Origin of the sequence: Streptomyces sp. NPDC048411, from assembly GCF_040704695.1 — a bacterium.
Classification (GTDB): domain Bacteria; phylum Actinomycetota; class Actinomycetes; order Streptomycetales; family Streptomycetaceae; genus Streptomyces.
Window position 1 is genome coordinate 34,123 of sequence record NZ_JBEZKL010000050.1, and the last position, 18,354, is coordinate 52,476.

Sequence of the window (18,354 nt, forward strand, 5' to 3'; positions counted from 1 at the left end):
GCAGTGCAGCGGCAGATCTTCACCGAGGAGCACGACGCGTTCCGCGAGACCGTCCGGACCTTCCTGACCAAGGAAGTCCTTCCGCACTACGAGCAGTGGGAGAGGGACGGCATCGTCGCGCGCGAGGCCTGGCTCGCGGCCGGCCGGCAGGGACTGCTCGGCTTCGCCGTGCCCGAGGTGTACGGGGGCGGCGGCACCACCGACTTCCGTTGCAGCGCCGTCCTCGCCGAGGAGTTCACCCGGGCCGGCACCCCCGGGCTCGCGCTCGGCCTGCACAACGACGTCATCGGCCCCTACCTCACCGGCCTCGCCACCGAGGAGCAGAAGCGGCGCTGGCTGCCCGGCTTCTGCAGCGGCGAGATCATCACCGCCATCGCGATGACCGAACCCGGTGCCGGCTCCGACCTCCAGGGCATCCGCACCACCGCCGAGGACAAGGGCGACCACTGGCTGCTCAACGGCTCGAAGACGTTCATCTCCAACGGCATCCTCGCCGACCTGGTGATCGTCGTGGCGAAGACCACCGCGGAGGGCGGCGCGAAGGGGCTCTCGCTGATCGTCGTCGAACGCGGTGCAGACGGCTTCGAGCGGGGCCGCAACCTCGACAAGATCGGCCAGAAGTCCCAGGACACGGCCGAGCTGTTCTTCAACGACGTTCGTGTCCCCAAGGAGAACCTGCTCGGTGAGCGCGACGGCGCGTTCATCCATCTGATGACCAATCTGGCGCAGGAGCGGATGGGCATAGCGGTCGCCGGTATCGCCGCCGCCGAGTACCTCCTGGAGATCACCACCCAGTACGTCAAGGAGCGCGAGGCCTTCGGGCGGCCGCTCTCCAAGCTCCAGCACATCCGCTTCGAGATCGCCGAGATGGCCACCGAGTGCGCCGTCACCCGGGCCTTTCTCGACCGGTGCATCGTCGACCACTCGGACGGGAAGCTCGACGCCGTGCACGCGTCGATGGCCAAGTGGTGGGCCACCGAACTGCAGAAGCGCGTCGCCGACCGCTGCCTCCAGCTCCACGGCGGCTACGGCTACATGACGGAATACCGGGTCGCCAAGGCGTTCACCGACGGCCGCATCCAGACCATCTACGGCGGTACGACCGAGATCATGAAGGAGATCATCGGCCGCTCGCTGCTTGCCTGACCCCTGACGATCGACCACCCTCGAAAGGCTGCTGTCTTGAGTACCGAAGCGTTTGTCTACGACGCGATCCGCACCCCGCGCGGCCGCGGCAAGGCCAATGGCGCCCTGCACGGCACCAAGCCGATCGACCTCGTCGTCGGCCTCATCCACGAAATGCGCAGCCGCTTCCCGGGCCTGGACCCGGCCGCCATCGACGACATCGTCCTCGGCGTGGTCAGCCCGCTCGGCGACCAGGGCTCCGACATCGCCCGGATCGCCGCCATCGCCGCCGGACTCCCGGACTCGGTGGCGGGCGTCCAGGAGAACCGGTTCTGTGCCTCCGGTCTGGAAGCCGTCAACCTGGCTGCCGCGAAGGTCCGTTCCGGCTGGGAGGACCTGATCCTCGCGGGCGGAGTCGAGTCGATGTCCCGGGTGCCGATGGGCTCCGACGGCGGCGCCTGGGCGATGGACCCGATGACCAACTACGAGACCGGCTTCGCGCCGCAGGGCGTCGGCGCCGACCTCATCGCCACCATCGAGGGCTTCTCGCGCCGCGACGTCGACGAGTTCGCCGCGCTCTCCCAGGAGCGGGCCGCCGAGGCCTGGAAGGACGGCCGCTTCGCGCGCTCCGTGGTTCCGGTCAAGGACCGCAACGGCCTCGTCGTCCTCGACCACGACGAGCACATGCGCCCCGGCACCACCGCCGACTCGCTGGCCGCGCTGGGGCCCTCGTTCGCCACCATCGGCGAGCTGGGCGGCTTCGACGCCGTGGCGCTGCAGAAGTACCACTGGGTCGAGAAGATCGACCACGTCCACCACGCGGGCAACTCCTCCGGGATCGTGGACGGCGCCGCACTCGTCGCCATCGGCAACAAGGAGACCGGCGAGCGGTACGGACTCACGCCGCGCGCCCGGATCGTTTCCGCCGCGGTTTCCGGCTCCGAGCCGACGATCATGCTGACCGGCCCCGCGCCCGCCACCCGCAAGGCCCTCGCCAAGGCCGGACTCACCATCGACGACATCGACCTCGTCGAGATCAATGAGGCGTTCGCCGGTGTCGTACTGCGCTTCGCCCGGGACATGGGGCTGTCCTTCGACAAGATCAACGTCAACGGCGGCGCCATCGCGCTCGGCCACCCGCTCGGCGCCACCGGCGCGATGATCCTCGGCACGCTCATCGACGAACTGGAGCGTCAGGACAAGCGGTACGGCCTCGCCACCCTCTGCGTCGGCGGCGGCATGGGCATCGCCACCGTCATCGAGCGCCTCTGACCGTCCCCGGCCACCCGGGAGGGGGCGGCGGTGGGCGGCGTGGCGTCGCGGGGCCGGGGCACGCGCCTCGCGGCGTTGTTGTCCCTCACCATGGCTCCGCCATGGATCGGTCCTCCGCCTTGCGATCCACGCACCCGGGCCCCGCTCCTTCACCCACGCCACCCACCGCCGCCCCCTCACTTACGGAGAACACAGCAATGACCGAGAGCACGACCATCCGCTGGGAACAGGACGAGACCGGCGTCGTCACCCTCGTACTCGACGACCCCAACCAGTCCGCCAACACGATGAACCAGGCCTTCAAGGACTCCATCGCGGCCATCGCCGACCGCGCGGAAGCCGAGAAGGACTCCATCCGCGGCATCATCTTCACCTCCGCCAAGAAGACTTTCTTCGCGGGCGGCGACCTCAAGGACATGATCAAGGTCGGTCCCGAGAACGCCCAGGACGCCTTCGACGTCGGGACCGCCATCAAGAACTCGCTGCGCTGCATCGAGACCCTCGGCATCCCCGTCGTCGCCGCCATCAACGGCGCGGCCCTCGGCGGTGGTTACGAGATCGCGCTCGCCTCCCACCACCGCGTCGCCCTCGACGCGCCCGGCTCCCGCATCGGCCTGCCCGAGGTCACCCTCGGCCTGCTGCCCGCAGGCGGCGGCGTCACCCGCACCGTACGCCTCATGGGTGTCGCCGACGCGCTGCTGAAGGTCCTCCTCCAGGGCACCCAGTACACCCCGAAGCGCGCCCTGGAGAACGGCCTCGTCCACGAGGTGGCGGCCACGCCCGAGGAGATGCTCGACAAGGCCCGCGCCTTCATCGACGCCCACCCCGAGTCCCAGCAGCCCTGGGACGTCAAGGGCTACCGGATCCCCGGCGGCACCCCGTCGAACCCGAAGTTCGCGGCCAACCTGCCCGCCTTCCCGGCCAACCTGAAGAAGCAGCTCGCGGGCGCCCCCATGCCCGCGCCCCGCAACATCCTGGCCGCCGCCGTCGAGGGCTCCCAGGTCGACTTCGAGACCGCGCTGACTATCGAGGCCCGGTACTTCACCGAGCTCGTCACCGGCCAGATCTCGAAGAACATGATCCAGGCGTTCTTCTTCGACCTCCAGGCCGTCAACTCCGGCGCCAACCGCCCCAAGGGCATCGCGGAGCGCCAGGTCACCAAGGTCGCCGTCCTCGGCGCCGGGATGATGGGCGCCGGGATCGCGTACTCCTGCGCCCGCGCCGGCATCGACGTCGTCCTCAAGGACATCTCCACGGAGGCGGCCGCCAAGGGCAAGGCATACAGCGAGAAGCTCCTCGCCAAGGCGCTCTCCCGGGGCCGCACGACCGAGGCGAAGCGCGACGAACTGCTGGCCCGCATCACCCCGACCGGCGACCCGGCCGATCTGGCGGGCTGCGACGCCGTCATCGAGGCGGTCTTCGAGGACACCGCGCTCAAGCACCAGGTGTTCCAGGAGATCCAGGACATCATCGAGCCCGACGCGCTGCTCTGCTCCAACACCTCGACCCTGCCGATCACGGTCCTCGCCAAGGGCGTCACGCGCCCCGCCGACTTCATCGGCCTGCACTTCTTCTCGCCCGTCGACAAGATGCCGCTGGTCGAGATCATCAAGGGCGAGCAGACCGGCGACGAGGCACTGGCACGCGCCTTCGACCTGGTCCGCCGGATCCAGAAGACACCGATCGTCGTCAACGACTCGCGCGGCTTCTTCACCTCGCGCGTCATCGGCCAGTTCATCAACGAGGGCGTCGCCATGGTCGGCGAGGGCGTCGAGCCCGCGTCGGTCGAGCAGGCCGCGGCGCAGTCCGGCTACCCGGCCAAGGTCCTCTCGCTGATGGACGAGCTGACGCTGACCCTGCCGCGCAAGATCCGCAACGAGACGAGGCGCGCAGTCGAGGAGGCGGGCGGCACCTGGGCCGGGCACCCCGCGGACGCGGTCATCGACCGGATGGTCGACGAGTTCGGACGCACCGGACGCAGCGGCGGCGCGGGCTTCTACGACTACGACGAGGACGGCAAGCGGGCCGGGCTGTGGCCGGGGCTGCGCACGCACTTCACCAGGACGGATGCCGATGTCCCGTTCGAGGACATGAAGGAGCGGATGCTCTTCTCCGAGGCACTGGACAGCGTCCGCTGCCTGGAGGAGAACGTCCTCATCTCGGTCGCCGACGCCAACATCGGTTCCGTCATGGGCATCGGCTTCCCGCCATGGACCGGAGGCGTGCTCCAGTACATCAACGGGTACGAGGGCGGCCTGCCCGGCTTCGTGGCGCGCGCCCGGGAACTCGCCGAGAAGTACGGCGACCGGTTCCTGCCGCCCGCGCTGCTGGTGGAGAAGGCCGAGAAGGGCGAGACCTTCCACGACTGACCGGCACCCCCGCGGACCACATACCGCCCGGAGGCTGCGCTATCCGCACCCCCCGGGCGGAAAATACCGGGTGGACAGCGGGACACCCTGCTAACGTCAGCGCCATGAAGCGCGCTGCCATGACGACGACGCCGGAGAGTGTCCCGGCGCGCTGACAGATGTCTCAGTCCAAAGCCCCGGGGCGAGTGCCCCAGGGCTTCGGTTTGTGGTCACTCGCCCGATGACCGCGAGGAGACCGCCATGCACGACCACCGCAAGCTCGGCCGAGAGCTCGGCCTTTTCGACACCGACCCGCTGATCGGCGCGGGACTTCCCTACTGGCTGCCCGACGGGGCGACCGTGCGGCACACCCTGGAGGAGTACATCCGCGCCGCCGAGCGGCGGGCCGGCTACCGGCATGTGTACTCGCCGGTGCTGGGCAAGCGGGAGCTGTACGAGATCTCCGGGCACTGGTCGCACTACAGCAACGACATGTTCCCGCCGATGGACCTGGGCTCGGAACAGGTCGTCCTGCGGCCGAGTCTCTGCCCCCACCACGCGGTGATCTACCGCTCCCGCTCCCACAGCTACCGCGAGCTGCCGCTGCGCATGGCCGAACTGGGCGGCATGTACCGCTCCGAACTCTCCGGCGTGCTCGGCGGACTGACCCGCGTCCGCGCCATCCAGCTGAACGACGCGCACATCTTCTGCACCCTGGAGCAGGTCGCCGGCGAGGCACGGGCCGCCCTGGAGATGATCCGCAGTGCGTACGAGGCGCTGGGCATCCGCCCGGCCCGCTACCGGCTCTCCCTCCCCGGCCCCGGCGGCAAGTACGTGGCCGCGCCCGAGAAGTGGCAGCGGTCCACCGCCCTGCTCACCGAGGTACTCGACCGCTCCGGCCTGCCGTACGACTCGGCGGAGGGCGAGGCCGCGTTCTACGGCCCGAAGATCGACGTCCAGGTCACCGACGGTGCGGGCAGGGAATCCACCCTGTCCACCGTCCAGGTCGACTTCCACCAGCCCGAGCAGTTCGACCTGCACTACATCGGCGCGGACGGTGCGAAACACCGGCCGGTCATGGTCCACCGCAGCATCATCGGCAGCGTGGAGCGGGCCGTCGCCCATCTCATCGAACAACACGGCGGCGCGTTCCCCGCCTGGCTCGCCCCGACCCAGCTGGCGATCCTCCCGATCTCCGAGGCGGAACTGCCGAACGCCGTCGCGCTGGCCGCGCGCTGCACCGAGCGCGGGCTGCGGGCCGAGATCGCCGGGCCGGAACGCGGCACCCTGGGCGCACGCATCCGCGAGGACCGCCTGGTGCCGTACCAGGCCGTGATCGGCGCCAGGGAAGCCGCCGACGACCACGTCGCCGTACGACTGCGCGACGGCCGCCGCCTCGACCCGCAGCCCGCCGACGTCTTCCTCGAACGGATCGGCGCGCTCATCGACGCCCACAGCACCGAGCTGTGGGACGACGCCCCGTAACGGACCGTCCACCGGCAGTGAGACCCTGTCGATGCCGGGGCTCACTCCGCCGTGAACGCCGCCCGCAGCTCTTCCTTGAGCGACCGCTGGAACGCGGTCACCAGCGCCTGCAGCACCATCGGCTGCATATGGGCCGACAGCGACTTCATCGCCGCCACCTGCTCCGGGTCCGACTCCCGCTCCCGGTACGGATTCCACACCTCGTCCCGGAACAGCCGCGTCAGCTCGTGCGCGGCGGAACGGGTGTGCTCCAGCAGCACTGTGCGGGCCGCGAGTATCGTCTCGTGCGCGATCGGCACGTCGAGCAGCTCGACGCCGAGACGCAGCAGCCCGGGATCGACCCGGTAGCTACCGGCCGCTGCTTCCGCACGCTCCAGAACGCCCATCGCGGCCAGCCGGTCGATGTCCCCCTCCGTCAGCGCCCGTCCCGCCCGCCGCTCCAGCTCCGCCCGGGTGGCGTGCTCCGCCGAGTCCGGCGCCCAGGACGCCACCAGCGCCCGGTGGATGGCCAGGTCGTGCGCGCTGAGATCGGGCGGAAGCTGCTCCAGATAGCGTTCGATCGCGGCCAGGGTCATGCCCTGGTGCTGAAGCTCCTCGATCAGCGCCAGCCGCGAGAGGTGCTCGTGCCCGTAGTGACCGACCCGGCGCGGTCCGATCACGGGCGGCGGCAGGAGCCCCCGCGTGCTGTAGAAACGCACGGTGCGTACGGTGACTCCGGCGCGTGCCGCCAGCTCGTCGACGGTGAGCGTCGGCTCCTCGGTCCCGGTCGCCATGTCTGCTCCTCGCTGCTGACCGCTGGGCACTGTTGTCCTCGGTCACGGCTGTACGTGGGCACGTGCCGCATCCGTTGCGTCCATCCGGTTCAACAGTATTGCTGTCTCACCACTGTTGTGAAAAGAACGATCACGGCCCGGCTGTTGTGAGGGTGCTGACGCGGTTCTCGTACGCGCGGCGGGCCTTGCGCCGGGCCGGGACAACCGGGAGGGGTTCATCGCCACACGGCGCGGCGGCGGATGCCGCATCGCATGCAATTCCTCTGCTGTGGCGATGTGGGAAGTCGAGCAGCGTCTTCGCGACAAGAGCACGGAGCAGCTGCGGGACCTGGGCGAGTGTGCGACTCCTGCGCACCGAACAGGCCGTCGTCACAGCTCTGTGTCAGGCCAAAGATCCAACAGGTTGTCGCCGAGGCCTGCACCGGTTTCGGCTGCGGCGACGTGAAGGGGTTGTTCGGTCCAGATGACCTTGCCGCGCGTGCCGTACCGGGTGCCCCAGCGCTGGGCGTACTGGGCGACGAGGAACAGGCCGCGGCCGCTCTCGTCGGTGGTGACCGCCCGGCGCAGGTGGGGGGAGGTGCTGGAGCCGTCGGCGACCTCGCAGATCAGCTGGTTGCGGTCGTGCAGCAGGCGGAGCCTGATGGGCTGGGTGCCGTACCGGATGGCGTTGGTGACCAGCTCGCTGACGATCAGCTCGGTGGTGAAGGCCACCTGGTCCAGGCCCCAGGTCTCCAGCCGGTCGGTGACGTCGGCGCGCACCTGGGAGACGGCTGCGGGGTCGGAGGGAACGTCCCAGTCGGCGACCCGTTCCGCGTCCAGTAGCCGGGTGCGGGCGACCAGCAGGGCGATGTCGTCGCTGGGGCGCTCGGGCGTCAGTGCGTCGAAGACCGCCTGGCAGGTCTGTTCCGGGCTGCGGCCGGGGTGCGACAGGACATCGCGGAGGAGTCCCAGGCCGGCGTCGAGGTCCTGGTGGCGATTCTCGATGAGTCCGTCGGTGTAGAGGACCAGTTGGCTGCCCTCCGGCAGCTGCAATGCAGCGGTTTCGAACGGGAGGCTGCCACCCAGACCGAGAGGCGGGGAGACGGGGACATCGGGGAAGGTGACAGTGCCATCGGGGTGGATGAGGGCGGGACCCAGGTGACCGGCGCAGGCGATGTTGCACACCCCGGAGACCGGATCGTAGATCACGTACAGACAGGTGGCGCCGGTGACGCCTTCGCCCTCACCTTCGCCGGCGGCCTCGTCGGCGTCGATGTGGGCGACCAGCTCGTCCAGGCGGGCCAGCAGCTCGTCCGGGGCGAGGTCCAGGGTGGAGAAGTTGTGCACGGCGGTGCGCAACCGGCCCATGGTGGCCGCCGCGTGCAGCCCGTGCCCGACCACGTCTCCCACGACCAGGGCGACCCGGGCCCCAGGCAGCGGGATCACGTCGAACCAGTCCCCGCCGACTCCCGCCTGCGCGGGCAGATAGCGGTGGGCCACCTCCAAGGCTGACTGCTTGGGCAGGCCCCGGGGCAGCAGACTGCGCTGCAAGGCGACGGCCATGGTGTGCTCGCGGGTGTACCGGCGGGCGTTGTCGATCGCCACCGCGGCGCGGGCGACCAGCTCCTCGGTGAAGGACAGGTCCTCCTCCTCGAAGGATTCCTTCTCCGAGCGCCAGAAATTGGCGATTCCCAACACCACGCCGCGGGCCTGCAGCGGAACCGAGATGAGCGAGTGAATGCCCTGCTCCAGGACCGTCCGAGCCCATTCAGGGTCCCCGGCCCGCCACCTGTCGGCACGGGCCAGATCCTGTTCCAGAACCGCATGGCCGCTTTCCCAGCCCTGCATCTGCGGTGTGGCGGGCGCGAATGTGATCAGCTCTCCCGTCGGGACGAAGGGAAGGCTGGTGCGGACGCCACGGATGGCGGTGCGGCGCATCTCGGTGCGCGCGTCGGTCGGCTCCTCGCCCCGCAGGATCGGATCCAATAGCTCCACGGTGACGAAGTCGGCAAACCGCGGGACGGCCATCTCCGCCAGCTCCTCGGCAGTGCGCACCACATTCAGCGTGGTGCCGATCCGCACCCCCGCGTCGTAGAGCAACTGCAGGCGCTCGCGGGCCACCTCGACCCGGCCTGTGAGCGTGCGCAGTTCGGTCGTGTCGCGCAGCGTCGCCACGCTGCCGGCCGAGCCGCCGTGGCGGTGGACGGGCCGCACATTGACGGCCAGCAGCCGGTTCCCCGCCAGGTGCACCTCGTCGGTGGCCGCCCGCCCCGAAGCGAGCAGCTCGGCAGTGCCCGGGGGCAGGCCGAGATCGGTGACCTGGCGCTGCTCCGCGTCCGCCGGTAGGTCCAGCAGCCGACTCGCCTCGTCGTTGGCCAGTAGCAGCCGCCCGTCGCCACCGATGATCAGCACGCCTTCGCGCACCGCGTGCAGCACCGCGTCATGATGCTCGTACATGCGCGTCATCTCGGCGGGGCCCAGCCCGCGGGTCTGGTGCAGCAGCCGACGGCCCACCAGCGCCGACCCGCTCGCGGTCAGGGCCAGCGCGCCGCCCGCGGCACCGAAGATGATCGCCAGCTCACCCTGCACCGCTTCGTTCACCTTCTTGACCCTGACCTCGGGGGACACGATGCCGGCAACCGAGCCGTCAGGCCTGAAGACGGGGACCTCCGCGAACACGCTCAGGCCCAGCGGGGTCACCTCGGTGTCCGTGAGGGTCTTGCCCCTCACCGCCTGCTTGTAGGGATCGGCCTTGACGACATGTTTCCCGATCTTGTGCGGGTCGGGGTGGGTGTATCGGATACCGTCCGTGCTGATGATCACGATGCTGTCGACGCCGGATCGCTCCTGGGCCCTCTCGGTGCGCGGCTGCAGCACCGCGGTCGGATCGCGGCTGTCCAGCGCCTCCACGATCCCTGGGGAGTTCGCGAACGCTTCGGCGACGGCAAGCGTCCGGTCGCGGGCCTTCTCCGTGCCTTGGCGCCCGGCCTGCACCGCCAGCGCCACCACCGTCGCGGCGACGAGCAACACCACGACCGCCAGCTGCAGAAGGAACACCTGGCCGGCGACGCTCCGCGGGCTCAGCAGGGAGCGCAGGCGCCGCCCCCGCGAGGGGTGTGGGACCTCCCGCCCGCCCCCTGGACGCGTCCGCTGCCCCGTTCCCGGAGGCGGAACCTCACGCCGACTCCGCGCGCGCCAACCAGCGAACAGACGGGAAGACGCTACCGAGGATCGGCGGAAACAACTGAGCGCACCCATGGATCCAGTGTTGCCGCTCGCCGGTTCGCGCACGATCGCATACTGGAACACACACCAGCCGGGCACCGGCCCGCACGTCACCGACCGCTGGGAGCACCCGCATGAGCAGCGAAGCACCCCGGGACAGGGGTCGGGAGCGGGATCCCGAGCCGCCGCCGCCCGGCGGAGTGCTGTGGAGTCTCGCCGGGGACGTCCGCGCCCTGCTGATGCTCCCCGCGGCCCTCACCCTCCAGGTCGCGCACCCGGCGGTGGGCGCGGGCGTCGACGAGCACTCGGTGTTCCGTACGGACCCGTGGGGGCGCGGCGAGCGGTCCCTGCGCTCGCTCCTGCTCTGGGTGTACGGGGGCGAGGAAGCAGCCGAGGAGGGGCGCAGGCTGCGGAAGCTGCATCGCACCATCCAGGGCGCGGACAGCCGAGGGCGCCGCTATCACGCACTGTCACCCGAGAACTACGCGTGGGTGCACGCCACCGGATTCCCCGTCTACCGGCACGCCACGCGCTATCTCGTTCGCCCTCTCACCGAGGCGCAGGAACGGGCCCTGTACCGGGAATGGCTCCAGGTCGGCCGGGTACTCGGCATCCACGACCGGGACATGCCGCAGTCGATCGAGGAGTTCTGGCCGTACTACCGGAAGATGCTCGCCGACAAGATCGAGGCGACCGTCGTCGTCGAGGAGCTGGTCGCCACCGACCGCCCGGTACCGCCGCCGGACCGGGGCCCGCTGCCCGTCAGACTGCTGCTCAAGGCGCTGTGGCCGCTTGTGCTCCCGCCGCTGGCCCGGTTCCGCAGGTTCATCACCGTCGGGCTGATGCCGCCGGACGCGCGCGAGGCGATCGGTCTGGAGTGGACGGACGCGCAGGAGCGGAAGCTGCGGCGGTTCTGCGGTGTCGTGCGGGTCGTGGTGCCCGTGCTTCCTGAGCGGCTGCGCTATCTGCGGTTCGCCCGCGAGGCGCGGGCGGAGCATCGCAGGGCGGTCCGGGGCGCTTCTCGCTGAAGGTCCTCGGGAGTGGACGGGCGGCGTGGTGGGTGCCGCCCGTCAGGCCTCGGGACAAGGCGTTCGGATCAGGGTTTGCGCCCGACGCCGCTGGCCGCGTGGCCCTGAGCGGCGTCATCCCGCGGCTGGTCGGGATCGGGCCGCCAGGCCGCCGTCCTGACGACGCCGGGGTCGACCAGGTCCAGGCCGTGGAAGAAGTCGGCGATCTGTTCCGGACTGCGCAGGTGGTACGAGCTGGCCGAGTTCGCGTTGTACGTCCTGATGGCCGCGTTCAGCGTTTCGCTGGTGTTCGTACCGTCGCTCAGTGCCAGGAAGCTGCCCGAGGGAAGCGCGGCCACGAGCCGGTCGACGATGGCCCACGGGCCGTCCTCGTCGGGCAGCTGCCCCATGATTCCCAGCATCGTCAGACCGATCGGCCGGCTGAAGTCCAGTGTTCTGGCCGCCTGTTCGAGGATGGTGCCGACGTCCCTCACATCGGCGTCGATGTACGCACACTCGCCCTCGGGGGTGCCGGCGAGCAGTGCGCGGGCGTGGGTCAGTACGAGGGGGTCGTTGTCGACGTACACCACCCGGCACTCCGGCGCCAGCCGCTGAGCCACCTCGTGGGTGTTGTTGGCGGTGGGCAGGCCGGTGCCGATATCGAGGAACTGGCGTATGCCGGCCTCCGCGGCCAGGAAGTGCACCGCGCGGGCGAGGAAGGCCCGTTGCAGTCGGGCGATCTGGGCGAAGTCGGGAAACGCCCGCAGGATCATGTCGCCGGACTCGGCGTCGACGGGGTAGTTGTCCTTGCCCCCGAGGAGGTAGTTCCATACCCGGGCCGAGTGCGGTCGGTCCGTCTGCAGCCTGTCGGTAAGTGAGCGAGAAGAATCATTCATGATCAGAGCTTGGCACAGAGGCGTGCCGCTCGGGCGGACGCCTGCTTGATGAGCGCGGTCGGCGCGATCGCGGAATCGGGTTCCTCTCCCTCGCCGACCAGTTGCTGCATCAGCAGACGAACGATCAACCGCCCCATGACCTCGCCATCCTGACGGACCGTTGACATGGGAACCGGCTGCGAGCGGCCGGGGCGGGCGGACCGGCACGAACCCCGCCGGCGTGTCCGGCGCCGTCACCCCCGCCCAGGGGTGACGGCGCCGGACAGTGCCCCGGTGGATCAGTTCCGGTCGTGGATCGTGTTCGTCGCGGCGATCTTCTTCCAGGAGGCGGGCTGCCCGGCGCTCCGCACGGTCCGTGCCGCGCCCGACGCCGGAGCCTCCGGCCGCGACGGCTGGTACAGCCAGGTGTCGAAGAAACCGGCGAGCGGCGTGCCCGACACCCGCTCCGCGTACGTCACGAAGTCGCTCACCTTCGCGTTCCCGTAGGCATGCTCGGCCGGCCAGCCCTTCAGCAGCGCGAAGAAGGTCTCGTCACCCAGCTTGTTCCGCAACGCCTGGAGGGCCAGCGCCCCACGGTCGTAGACGGCCCCGTGGAACTGGTTGTCCGGACCCGGGTCTCCCGGCTTCACCGTCCAGAACGCGTCGTCCGCCGGATGGAGGGCATACGTGTAGTCCGCCAGTTCCTGCGCCGTTCCCTCGCCCTCCTTCTCCGACCACAGCCACTGGCTGTACCGGGCGAAGCCCTCATTGATCCAGATGTCCTTCCAGCCGTCGACGGACACGCTGTCGCCGTACCACTGGTGCGCCAGCTCATGGACGACCACCGAGACATTCGCGCCATTGGCGAACTGCTTCGGGCTGTAGAACGGCCGGGTCTGCGTCTCCAGAGCGAAACCGCTGGTCACATTGGGCACGTAGCCGCCCAACGCGTTGAACGGATACGGACCGAAGACATCCGTGAGCCACTCGGCGACCTCGGTGGTCCGCTCGATGCTGGCGCGCGCCGCCCCGTCGTTGTCGCCGAGATCCTTGCTGTACGCGTTGAGGACCGGCAGCCCGTCCGCCGTCGTGTCCCTGGTGATGTCGAACTTGCCGATCGCGAGCGTCGCCAGATACGTGGCCTGCGGCTTGTTGGAGCGCCAGTTGAAGCGCGTCCAGCCGAGTTTCGAACTCTGCGACTGCAGCACGCCGTTGCTGATCGCCTGGGTCCCGTCCGGGACGGACACCGACACGTCGTACGTAGCCTTGTCCAACGGGTGGTCATTGCTGGGGAACCACCACACGGCCGACTCCGGCTCCTGCGCGGCCACGCCACCGTCCGGGGTACGGGCCCAGGCGGTCCAGCCGCCGATCTTCAGCTCGGACGGCTTCCCGGCGTACCGCACGACCACCGAGACAGCTCGGCCCTTCGCCAGGGTGCCGGCCGGCGTGATCTCCAGTTCCTGGGTTCCGCTCTTCGCGTGCCACGCCGTCTTCCCGTTCACCCGCACCTCGGAGACGTCGAGCCCGAAGTCGAGGTTGAAGCGCGAGAGATCCTGGGTGGGGGTGGCGAGGATCGTCGCCGTGCCCTCCAGGAGGTCGGTCGCGGGCTGATACTTCAGCCGCAAGTCGTAGTGGGACACGTCGTAGCCGCCGTTGCCACTGACCGGGTAATAAGGGTCGCCGATGCCCGGGGCGCCCGCGGTGCCTTGGGCGGCCGATGCCGGGACCGCCAGCAGCAGGAAGGCCGCGAGTGCGCTCGGGACGATGAGTCTGCGGTGCACGAATGCTCCAAGTCTTCGGGGCGGATGATCTTTCCGACCGGTCTTTCGACTCTATTCAGCGTTCCCCGGCCTGGTCGTGTCCACGGCCACCTCTGTCACACGATCGCCATTCGGCCGACATGACACCTTGACTTCCTTTCCGTCACATCGGCTTGCGATCGCCCCCTGTCGCACAGGAGTTGACCGGGGTACCTTCCGCAGATGCCGACACGTGCGCGGGGCACCCGCTTGAGGTACAGATCGCTGGTGGTGGCGGCCTCGGCCGCCCTGATGACCGTCCTGCTCTCGCCGGCAGGGGCACAGGGCTCAGGCCCGCGGGAGAGCAGAGCCGTCTACTCGTACGGGTCCGCCGTCCGTGAATCCGTCTGGGTGGACACGGGCCTGGACGGCGACGGAAACGGGAAGAGCGACCGTGTCGCCGTCGACATCGTCCGGCCGCGCGAACCCGCACAACAGGGCCGCAAGATACCCGTGATCATGGACGCCAGCCCCTACTACTCGTGCTGCGGGCGGGGCAACGAGAGCCAGTTGAAGACGTACGACACCAACGGCGACCCCGTCCAGTTCCCGCTCTACTACGACAACTACTTCGTCCCGCGCGGCTACGCCTTCGTCGCCGTGGATTTGGCCGGTACCAATCGCTCCGACGGCTGTGTCGACGTCGGTGGCCGCTCCGACATCCAGTCCGCGACAGCCGTCATCGACTGGCTGAACGGCCGGGCCCGCGGCTACACCACTCGCACCGGCACCGAACGCACCTCGGCAGGCTGGTCCAACGGCCGTACCGGCATGATCGGCAAGAGCTACGACGGCACCGTCGCCAATGGTGTGGCGGCGACCGGCGTCGACGGGCTGCGGACCATCGTCCCGATCGGTTCCATCTCCTCCTGGTACGACTACTACTTCTCCCAGGGCGCCCCCCTCTACGACGGTGGTCCCGAATGGCTCTCCGACTATGTCGAGAGCCCCGGGGCGCGGTCGCGCTGCGCGGCCGTGCAGCAGAAACTCGTCGACGAGGCGCCCCTCACCGGCGACTGGACGAATCTCTGGAGCGAGCGCGACTACGTGAAGGATGCCCGCAAGGTGAAGGCCAGCGTCTTTGCCGTGCACGGGATGCAGGACCTCAACGTCCGCACCAAGCACCTCGGCCAGTGGTGGGAAGCCCTTGCCGCGCAGGGCGTGGAGCGCAAGATCTGGCTCTCCCAGACCGGGCATGTCGATCCGTTCGACTACCGGCGCGCCGAGTGGGTCGACACGCTGCATCGCTGGTTCGACCACTACCTCCTCGGTTACGACAACGGCATCGACCACGCACCGATGGCCGACATCGAACGCCACCCCGACCAGTGGTCCACCGACAAGGTCTGGCCGCCGCGCAGCACCGCCGCCACCACTGTGCACCCCGGCACCGGTGCCGAACCCGGTGTCGGCACCCTCACCCGGAGGACCGCCCGGCCCGGCGCCACCGAGACGTTCACCGACGACCCGAAGCAGAGCGAGGCGGACTGGGCCGCCGACCTGGACCGGTCCACGGGCGCCAAGGCCGGGTTCCTCACCGCGCCGCTCGCCCACGACCTGCGACTCTCCGGCTCGTCGAAGGTGACCGTCACCGCGACCCCGACCACCTCGACCGCCCATCTCTCGGCCGTCCTCGTCGATGTCGGCCCCGACACCATCCGGGACTACGGCGCGTCCGGCGAAGGCATCACGACCCTCACCGACCGCACCTGCTGGGGTGCGAGCACGGCCGGCGACAGCTCCTGTTTCAAGGAGACAACGGCCAGGACCGCCGCCGTCGACCGGACCGTCTTCAGCCGCGGCTGGGCCGACCTCGGTACGTACGCCTCCGCAGGCAAGGGCCGCCCGCTCACCCCGGGCAAGCGCTACACGATCACGGTCGATCTGGCCGCGAGCGATCACGTGGTGCCGGCCGGACACCGCCTCGCCCTGATCGTCGCCGGCACCGACCAGGACCTCATCGACCCGCCGGCCTCCACCCCCACGCTCACCCTCGATCTGGCCCGCACGTCCGCGAAGCTGCCGTTCGTCGGAGGCGCCGCAGCGTTCGTACGCGCCACCGCGGGCCCCGCGCACGCGACAGCCACCCCCCACGCATCCCGTCCCGAAGGCGTGGCACCGCCGCGTCCCGCACTCCGCATCCCGGGAGGCAGCCGCTCATGACACCCCGTATCCCGCTCGTCCGCAACCTCGCCATCGCCGTCGCCGCGACGGCGCTGGCCGTCCCCCTGGCCGCCGCGCCGGCCGAGGCCGCGCACACCCCGCCCCGTACCGGCTTCGAAACCAGCAACGGGGCCCACTGGACCGGCCAGCCCGACGAACAGTCCTTCCTCGCCGCCGTCGACCAGGGCAGCGACCGGGTCTCCGTCGACCGGATCGGCACGACGAAACAGGGCCGCCCGCTCCAGCTCGCCCGCATCGGCAACCACCGCGCGGCCACTACGGTCCTGCTGATCTGCAGTCAGCACGGTAACGAGCCGTCCGGCCGCGAGGCGTGTCTGACCACCATTCGCGATCTCGCGTACGCAGACGACCGGGCGACCCGCACCTTCCTCTCGCACACCGATGTCCTCGTGGTGCCCACCGCCAACCCCGACGGGCGCGCCGCGAACACCCGGGGCAATTCCGACGGCGTCGACATCAACCGCGACCACATCGCCCTGCAGACCGCCGAGGCGCGCGCCATGGCAGCGGTCATCCGCGACCGGAAGCCCGAGGTGATCTACGACCTGCACGAGTACGGTGCCACCCCGCCGTACTACGACAAGGACCTGTTCGTCCTCTGGCCCCGCAACCTCAACGCCACCGACCGGGTGCACAACGAATCGCGGACCCTCGCGGAACAGTACGTGCGGCCCACCGCCAAGGACGCCGGCTACAGCAGCGGTCTCTACGGGATCTGGACCGATCCGGTCACCGGAGATCCGATCAAGCAGACGGCGGGCGACGGGCAGGAGCGCATCCTGCGCAACACCTCGGGCATCAAGCACGCGGTGGGCCTGCTCATCGAGTCGCGCGTCGATGCGCTCACCGACGCCGAGAAGGCCGACCCGGCCCTCAACAGCAGGCGTCGCGTCGACTCGCAACTCGTGGCGCTCGACGGTCTGTTCCGCTTCACCGACGAACGGCGCGGTCCCATCCGCGCCGCCACAGTCGCGTCCCGCGCGGCCGGATACGCCGACCGCGGTCCCGTCTACCTCGGGGGCGCGGACAACGAACCGGCCGAACCCGTCGACGTCCTCCAGGACCCGCCGTGCGGCTACCGCCTGAGCGCCGCCCAGTTCGCCGACGTCAAGGACGAACTCGCCCTGCACGGCGTCACGTCCCGGCCCGACGGTGATGGAGCGTACGTACCGTTGCGGCAGTCGGCCCGGAACCTGATTCCGCTCCTCCTGGACGAGCGGGCGACGTATCACCTCACAAGCGGTCAAGCAGATACGGCTTGTTGATCCCACGAACCATGTGACGCGTGTGGCACTGCTTACGGAGTGGGATCGAATCCTTGCTGGGCGGTGCTGGGACGTGCCGCGTGGTGCTGTTCTGCCTGATCAACGCCATGCGGCACGGTGCTCAATCCCGCTAGTGATGGCCCATGCTTTGCCGTCCGCTCACGCATCGCTCACGCGTCAACCCTTGCTCATCCGCTGCACCGGCTACCTGCTTCGAATGGCTACTCTCCCCGTTTCGCAGTCGGTGCCGCTCGGATGACACCTCCTCGCCCTCCAGTCCGACGAGGAGGATCTAACCCCCATCGCGCCTATCGCAGCCTTGGGCGAAAGTCGCAAGAGGGATTTCGGCGCGACGCAGTTTCTAGAAGTGTGAGGTCACCATCGAGGACCAGCATTGACCCGGACGCCACCCTGACGCACCAGACGAAAGCGCGTTCGGCGACGAGTAACTTGCCTGCCTAGTAACGCTTTTGTGTGATGCTCATCTCGTCTGGCCGGTATGGTTGTGATGAGCGTGGTGCAAGGCGGCACCGTGACGTATGGGACCAGGAACAGTCCTGGGGGTCTCGGAATGCGGGCAGTTGGCATATCGGGGACTGTTGCTGGCGCGGTTGGTACCTCCCCATGAGGTTTGATTCCGGGTTGATGCAGCAACCGCTTGCGGAGCTGTTGACGTACGACGTGGTGCGTGGAGTAGAGCACCCCATGCCCGCTTCTCCTCGTGAGGGATGCGGAAGGGACCCTGGCAATGGTGTCGGGGAATCCCCTTGTGTGCTTGCGGAGTTGATCGCCCATGGTCGCTGAGAACAGTGCTGCCCCCCTGCGCCTCTATTTCGTTGACGATGGAGGTAACGCCCGTACGACTGCCTGCTTCGCTTCCTTAGGGGTCGACCTGGCGCACGCTAGTGCCGGATCAGGCAACGTTTGCCCTGTTGTGATGTGACGCGCCGTCCGGGGTCCTTCTCCGGGCAGCGGGAGGCGGTCACCGTGTGCGGGTGGCTGAACGAGTACGCG

General features: G+C 69.5%; 12 protein-coding genes. 7 read left to right on the plus strand and 5 right to left on the minus strand.

Annotated features, from left to right (window positions below; translation table 11 throughout):
* Nucleotides 1–3: 3 nt before the first annotated feature.
* From AB0915_RS19415 to thrS, 4 genes are all read left to right on the plus strand, one after another.
* Nucleotides 4–1,146: an acyl-CoA dehydrogenase family protein gene (locus tag AB0915_RS19415; RefSeq protein WP_366692248.1), complete on the plus strand. Its 1,143-nt coding sequence runs from the start codon at nucleotides 4–6 to the stop codon at nucleotides 1,144–1,146.
* Nucleotides 1,147–1,182: 36 nt separating this feature from the next.
* The gene (locus AB0915_RS19420) at nucleotides 1,183–2,397 is read left to right on the plus strand and encodes an acetyl-CoA C-acetyltransferase (protein ID WP_366692249.1); all 1,215 of its coding nucleotides are present in this window, start codon (nucleotides 1,183–1,185) and stop codon (nucleotides 2,395–2,397) included.
* A 197-nt stretch (nucleotides 2,398–2,594) separates the two neighbouring features.
* Nucleotides 2,595–4,766: a 3-hydroxyacyl-CoA dehydrogenase NAD-binding domain-containing protein gene (locus AB0915_RS19425; RefSeq protein WP_366692250.1), complete on the plus strand. Its 2,172-nt coding sequence runs from the start codon at nucleotides 2,595–2,597 to the stop codon at nucleotides 4,764–4,766.
* 138 nt (nucleotides 4,767–4,904) lie between these two features.
* Nucleotides 4,905–6,230 (plus strand): threonine--tRNA ligase, encoded by a 1,326-nt coding sequence (thrS, locus tag AB0915_RS19430; protein ID WP_366692251.1) that lies wholly within the window; start codon nucleotides 4,905–4,907, stop codon nucleotides 6,228–6,230.
* Nucleotides 6,231–6,271: 41 nt separating this feature from the next.
* Here the strand turns inward: thrS and AB0915_RS19435 are convergent, their stop codons facing one another.
* Both AB0915_RS19435 and AB0915_RS19440 read right to left on the minus strand, forming a co-directional pair.
* Nucleotides 6,272–7,003, minus strand: a complete 732-nt coding sequence (locus AB0915_RS19435; RefSeq protein WP_366138398.1) for a MerR family transcriptional regulator — start codon at nucleotides 7,001–7,003, stop codon at nucleotides 6,272–6,274.
* Between the two features lie 369 nt (nucleotides 7,004–7,372).
* A complete protein-coding gene (locus AB0915_RS19440; RefSeq protein WP_366692252.1) occupies nucleotides 7,373–10,039 on the minus strand; it encodes a SpoIIE family protein phosphatase in 2,667 nt (888 codons plus the stop codon).
* Between the two features lie 302 nt (nucleotides 10,040–10,341).
* On the opposite strand from AB0915_RS19440, the gene AB0915_RS19445 reads away from it, so the two are divergent.
* The gene (locus tag AB0915_RS19445; RefSeq protein ID WP_366692253.1) at nucleotides 10,342–11,235 is read left to right on the plus strand and encodes an oxygenase MpaB family protein; all 894 of its coding nucleotides are present in this window, start codon (nucleotides 10,342–10,344) and stop codon (nucleotides 11,233–11,235) included.
* 68 nt (nucleotides 11,236–11,303) lie between these two features.
* Here AB0915_RS19445 and AB0915_RS19450 read toward each other — a convergent pair whose 3' ends face one another.
* The 3 genes from AB0915_RS19450 to AB0915_RS19460 form a co-directional block, all read right to left on the minus strand.
* Complete coding sequence (locus AB0915_RS19450) at nucleotides 11,304–12,110, minus strand: SAM-dependent methyltransferase (RefSeq protein WP_366692254.1); 807 nt, start codon at nucleotides 12,108–12,110, stop codon at nucleotides 11,304–11,306.
* Nucleotides 12,111–12,112: 2 nt separating this feature from the next.
* A complete protein-coding gene (locus AB0915_RS19455) occupies nucleotides 12,113–12,247 on the minus strand; it encodes a hypothetical protein (protein ID WP_366692255.1) in 135 nt (44 codons plus the stop codon).
* Nucleotides 12,248–12,388: 141 nt separating this feature from the next.
* A complete protein-coding gene (locus AB0915_RS19460; protein WP_366692256.1) occupies nucleotides 12,389–13,873 on the minus strand; it encodes a M1 family metallopeptidase in 1,485 nt (494 codons plus the stop codon).
* 201 nt (nucleotides 13,874–14,074) lie between these two features.
* Here AB0915_RS19460 and AB0915_RS19465 point away from each other — a divergent pair, with 201 nt between their 5' ends.
* Entirely contained in the window at nucleotides 14,075–16,054 is a 1,980-nt protein-coding gene (locus tag AB0915_RS19465; protein ID WP_366692257.1) for a Xaa-Pro dipeptidyl-peptidase, read from the plus strand.
* Nucleotides 16,051–17,340 carry a M14 family metallocarboxypeptidase gene (locus AB0915_RS19470; protein WP_366692258.1) on the plus strand — a complete coding sequence of 430 codons (1,290 nt, stop codon included), beginning with the start codon at nucleotides 16,051–16,053 and terminating at the stop codon, nucleotides 17,338–17,340. The genes AB0915_RS19465 and AB0915_RS19470 overlap by 4 nt, the downstream gene beginning before the upstream one ends.
* The last annotated feature ends 1,014 nt before the right edge of the window (nucleotides 17,341–18,354 follow it).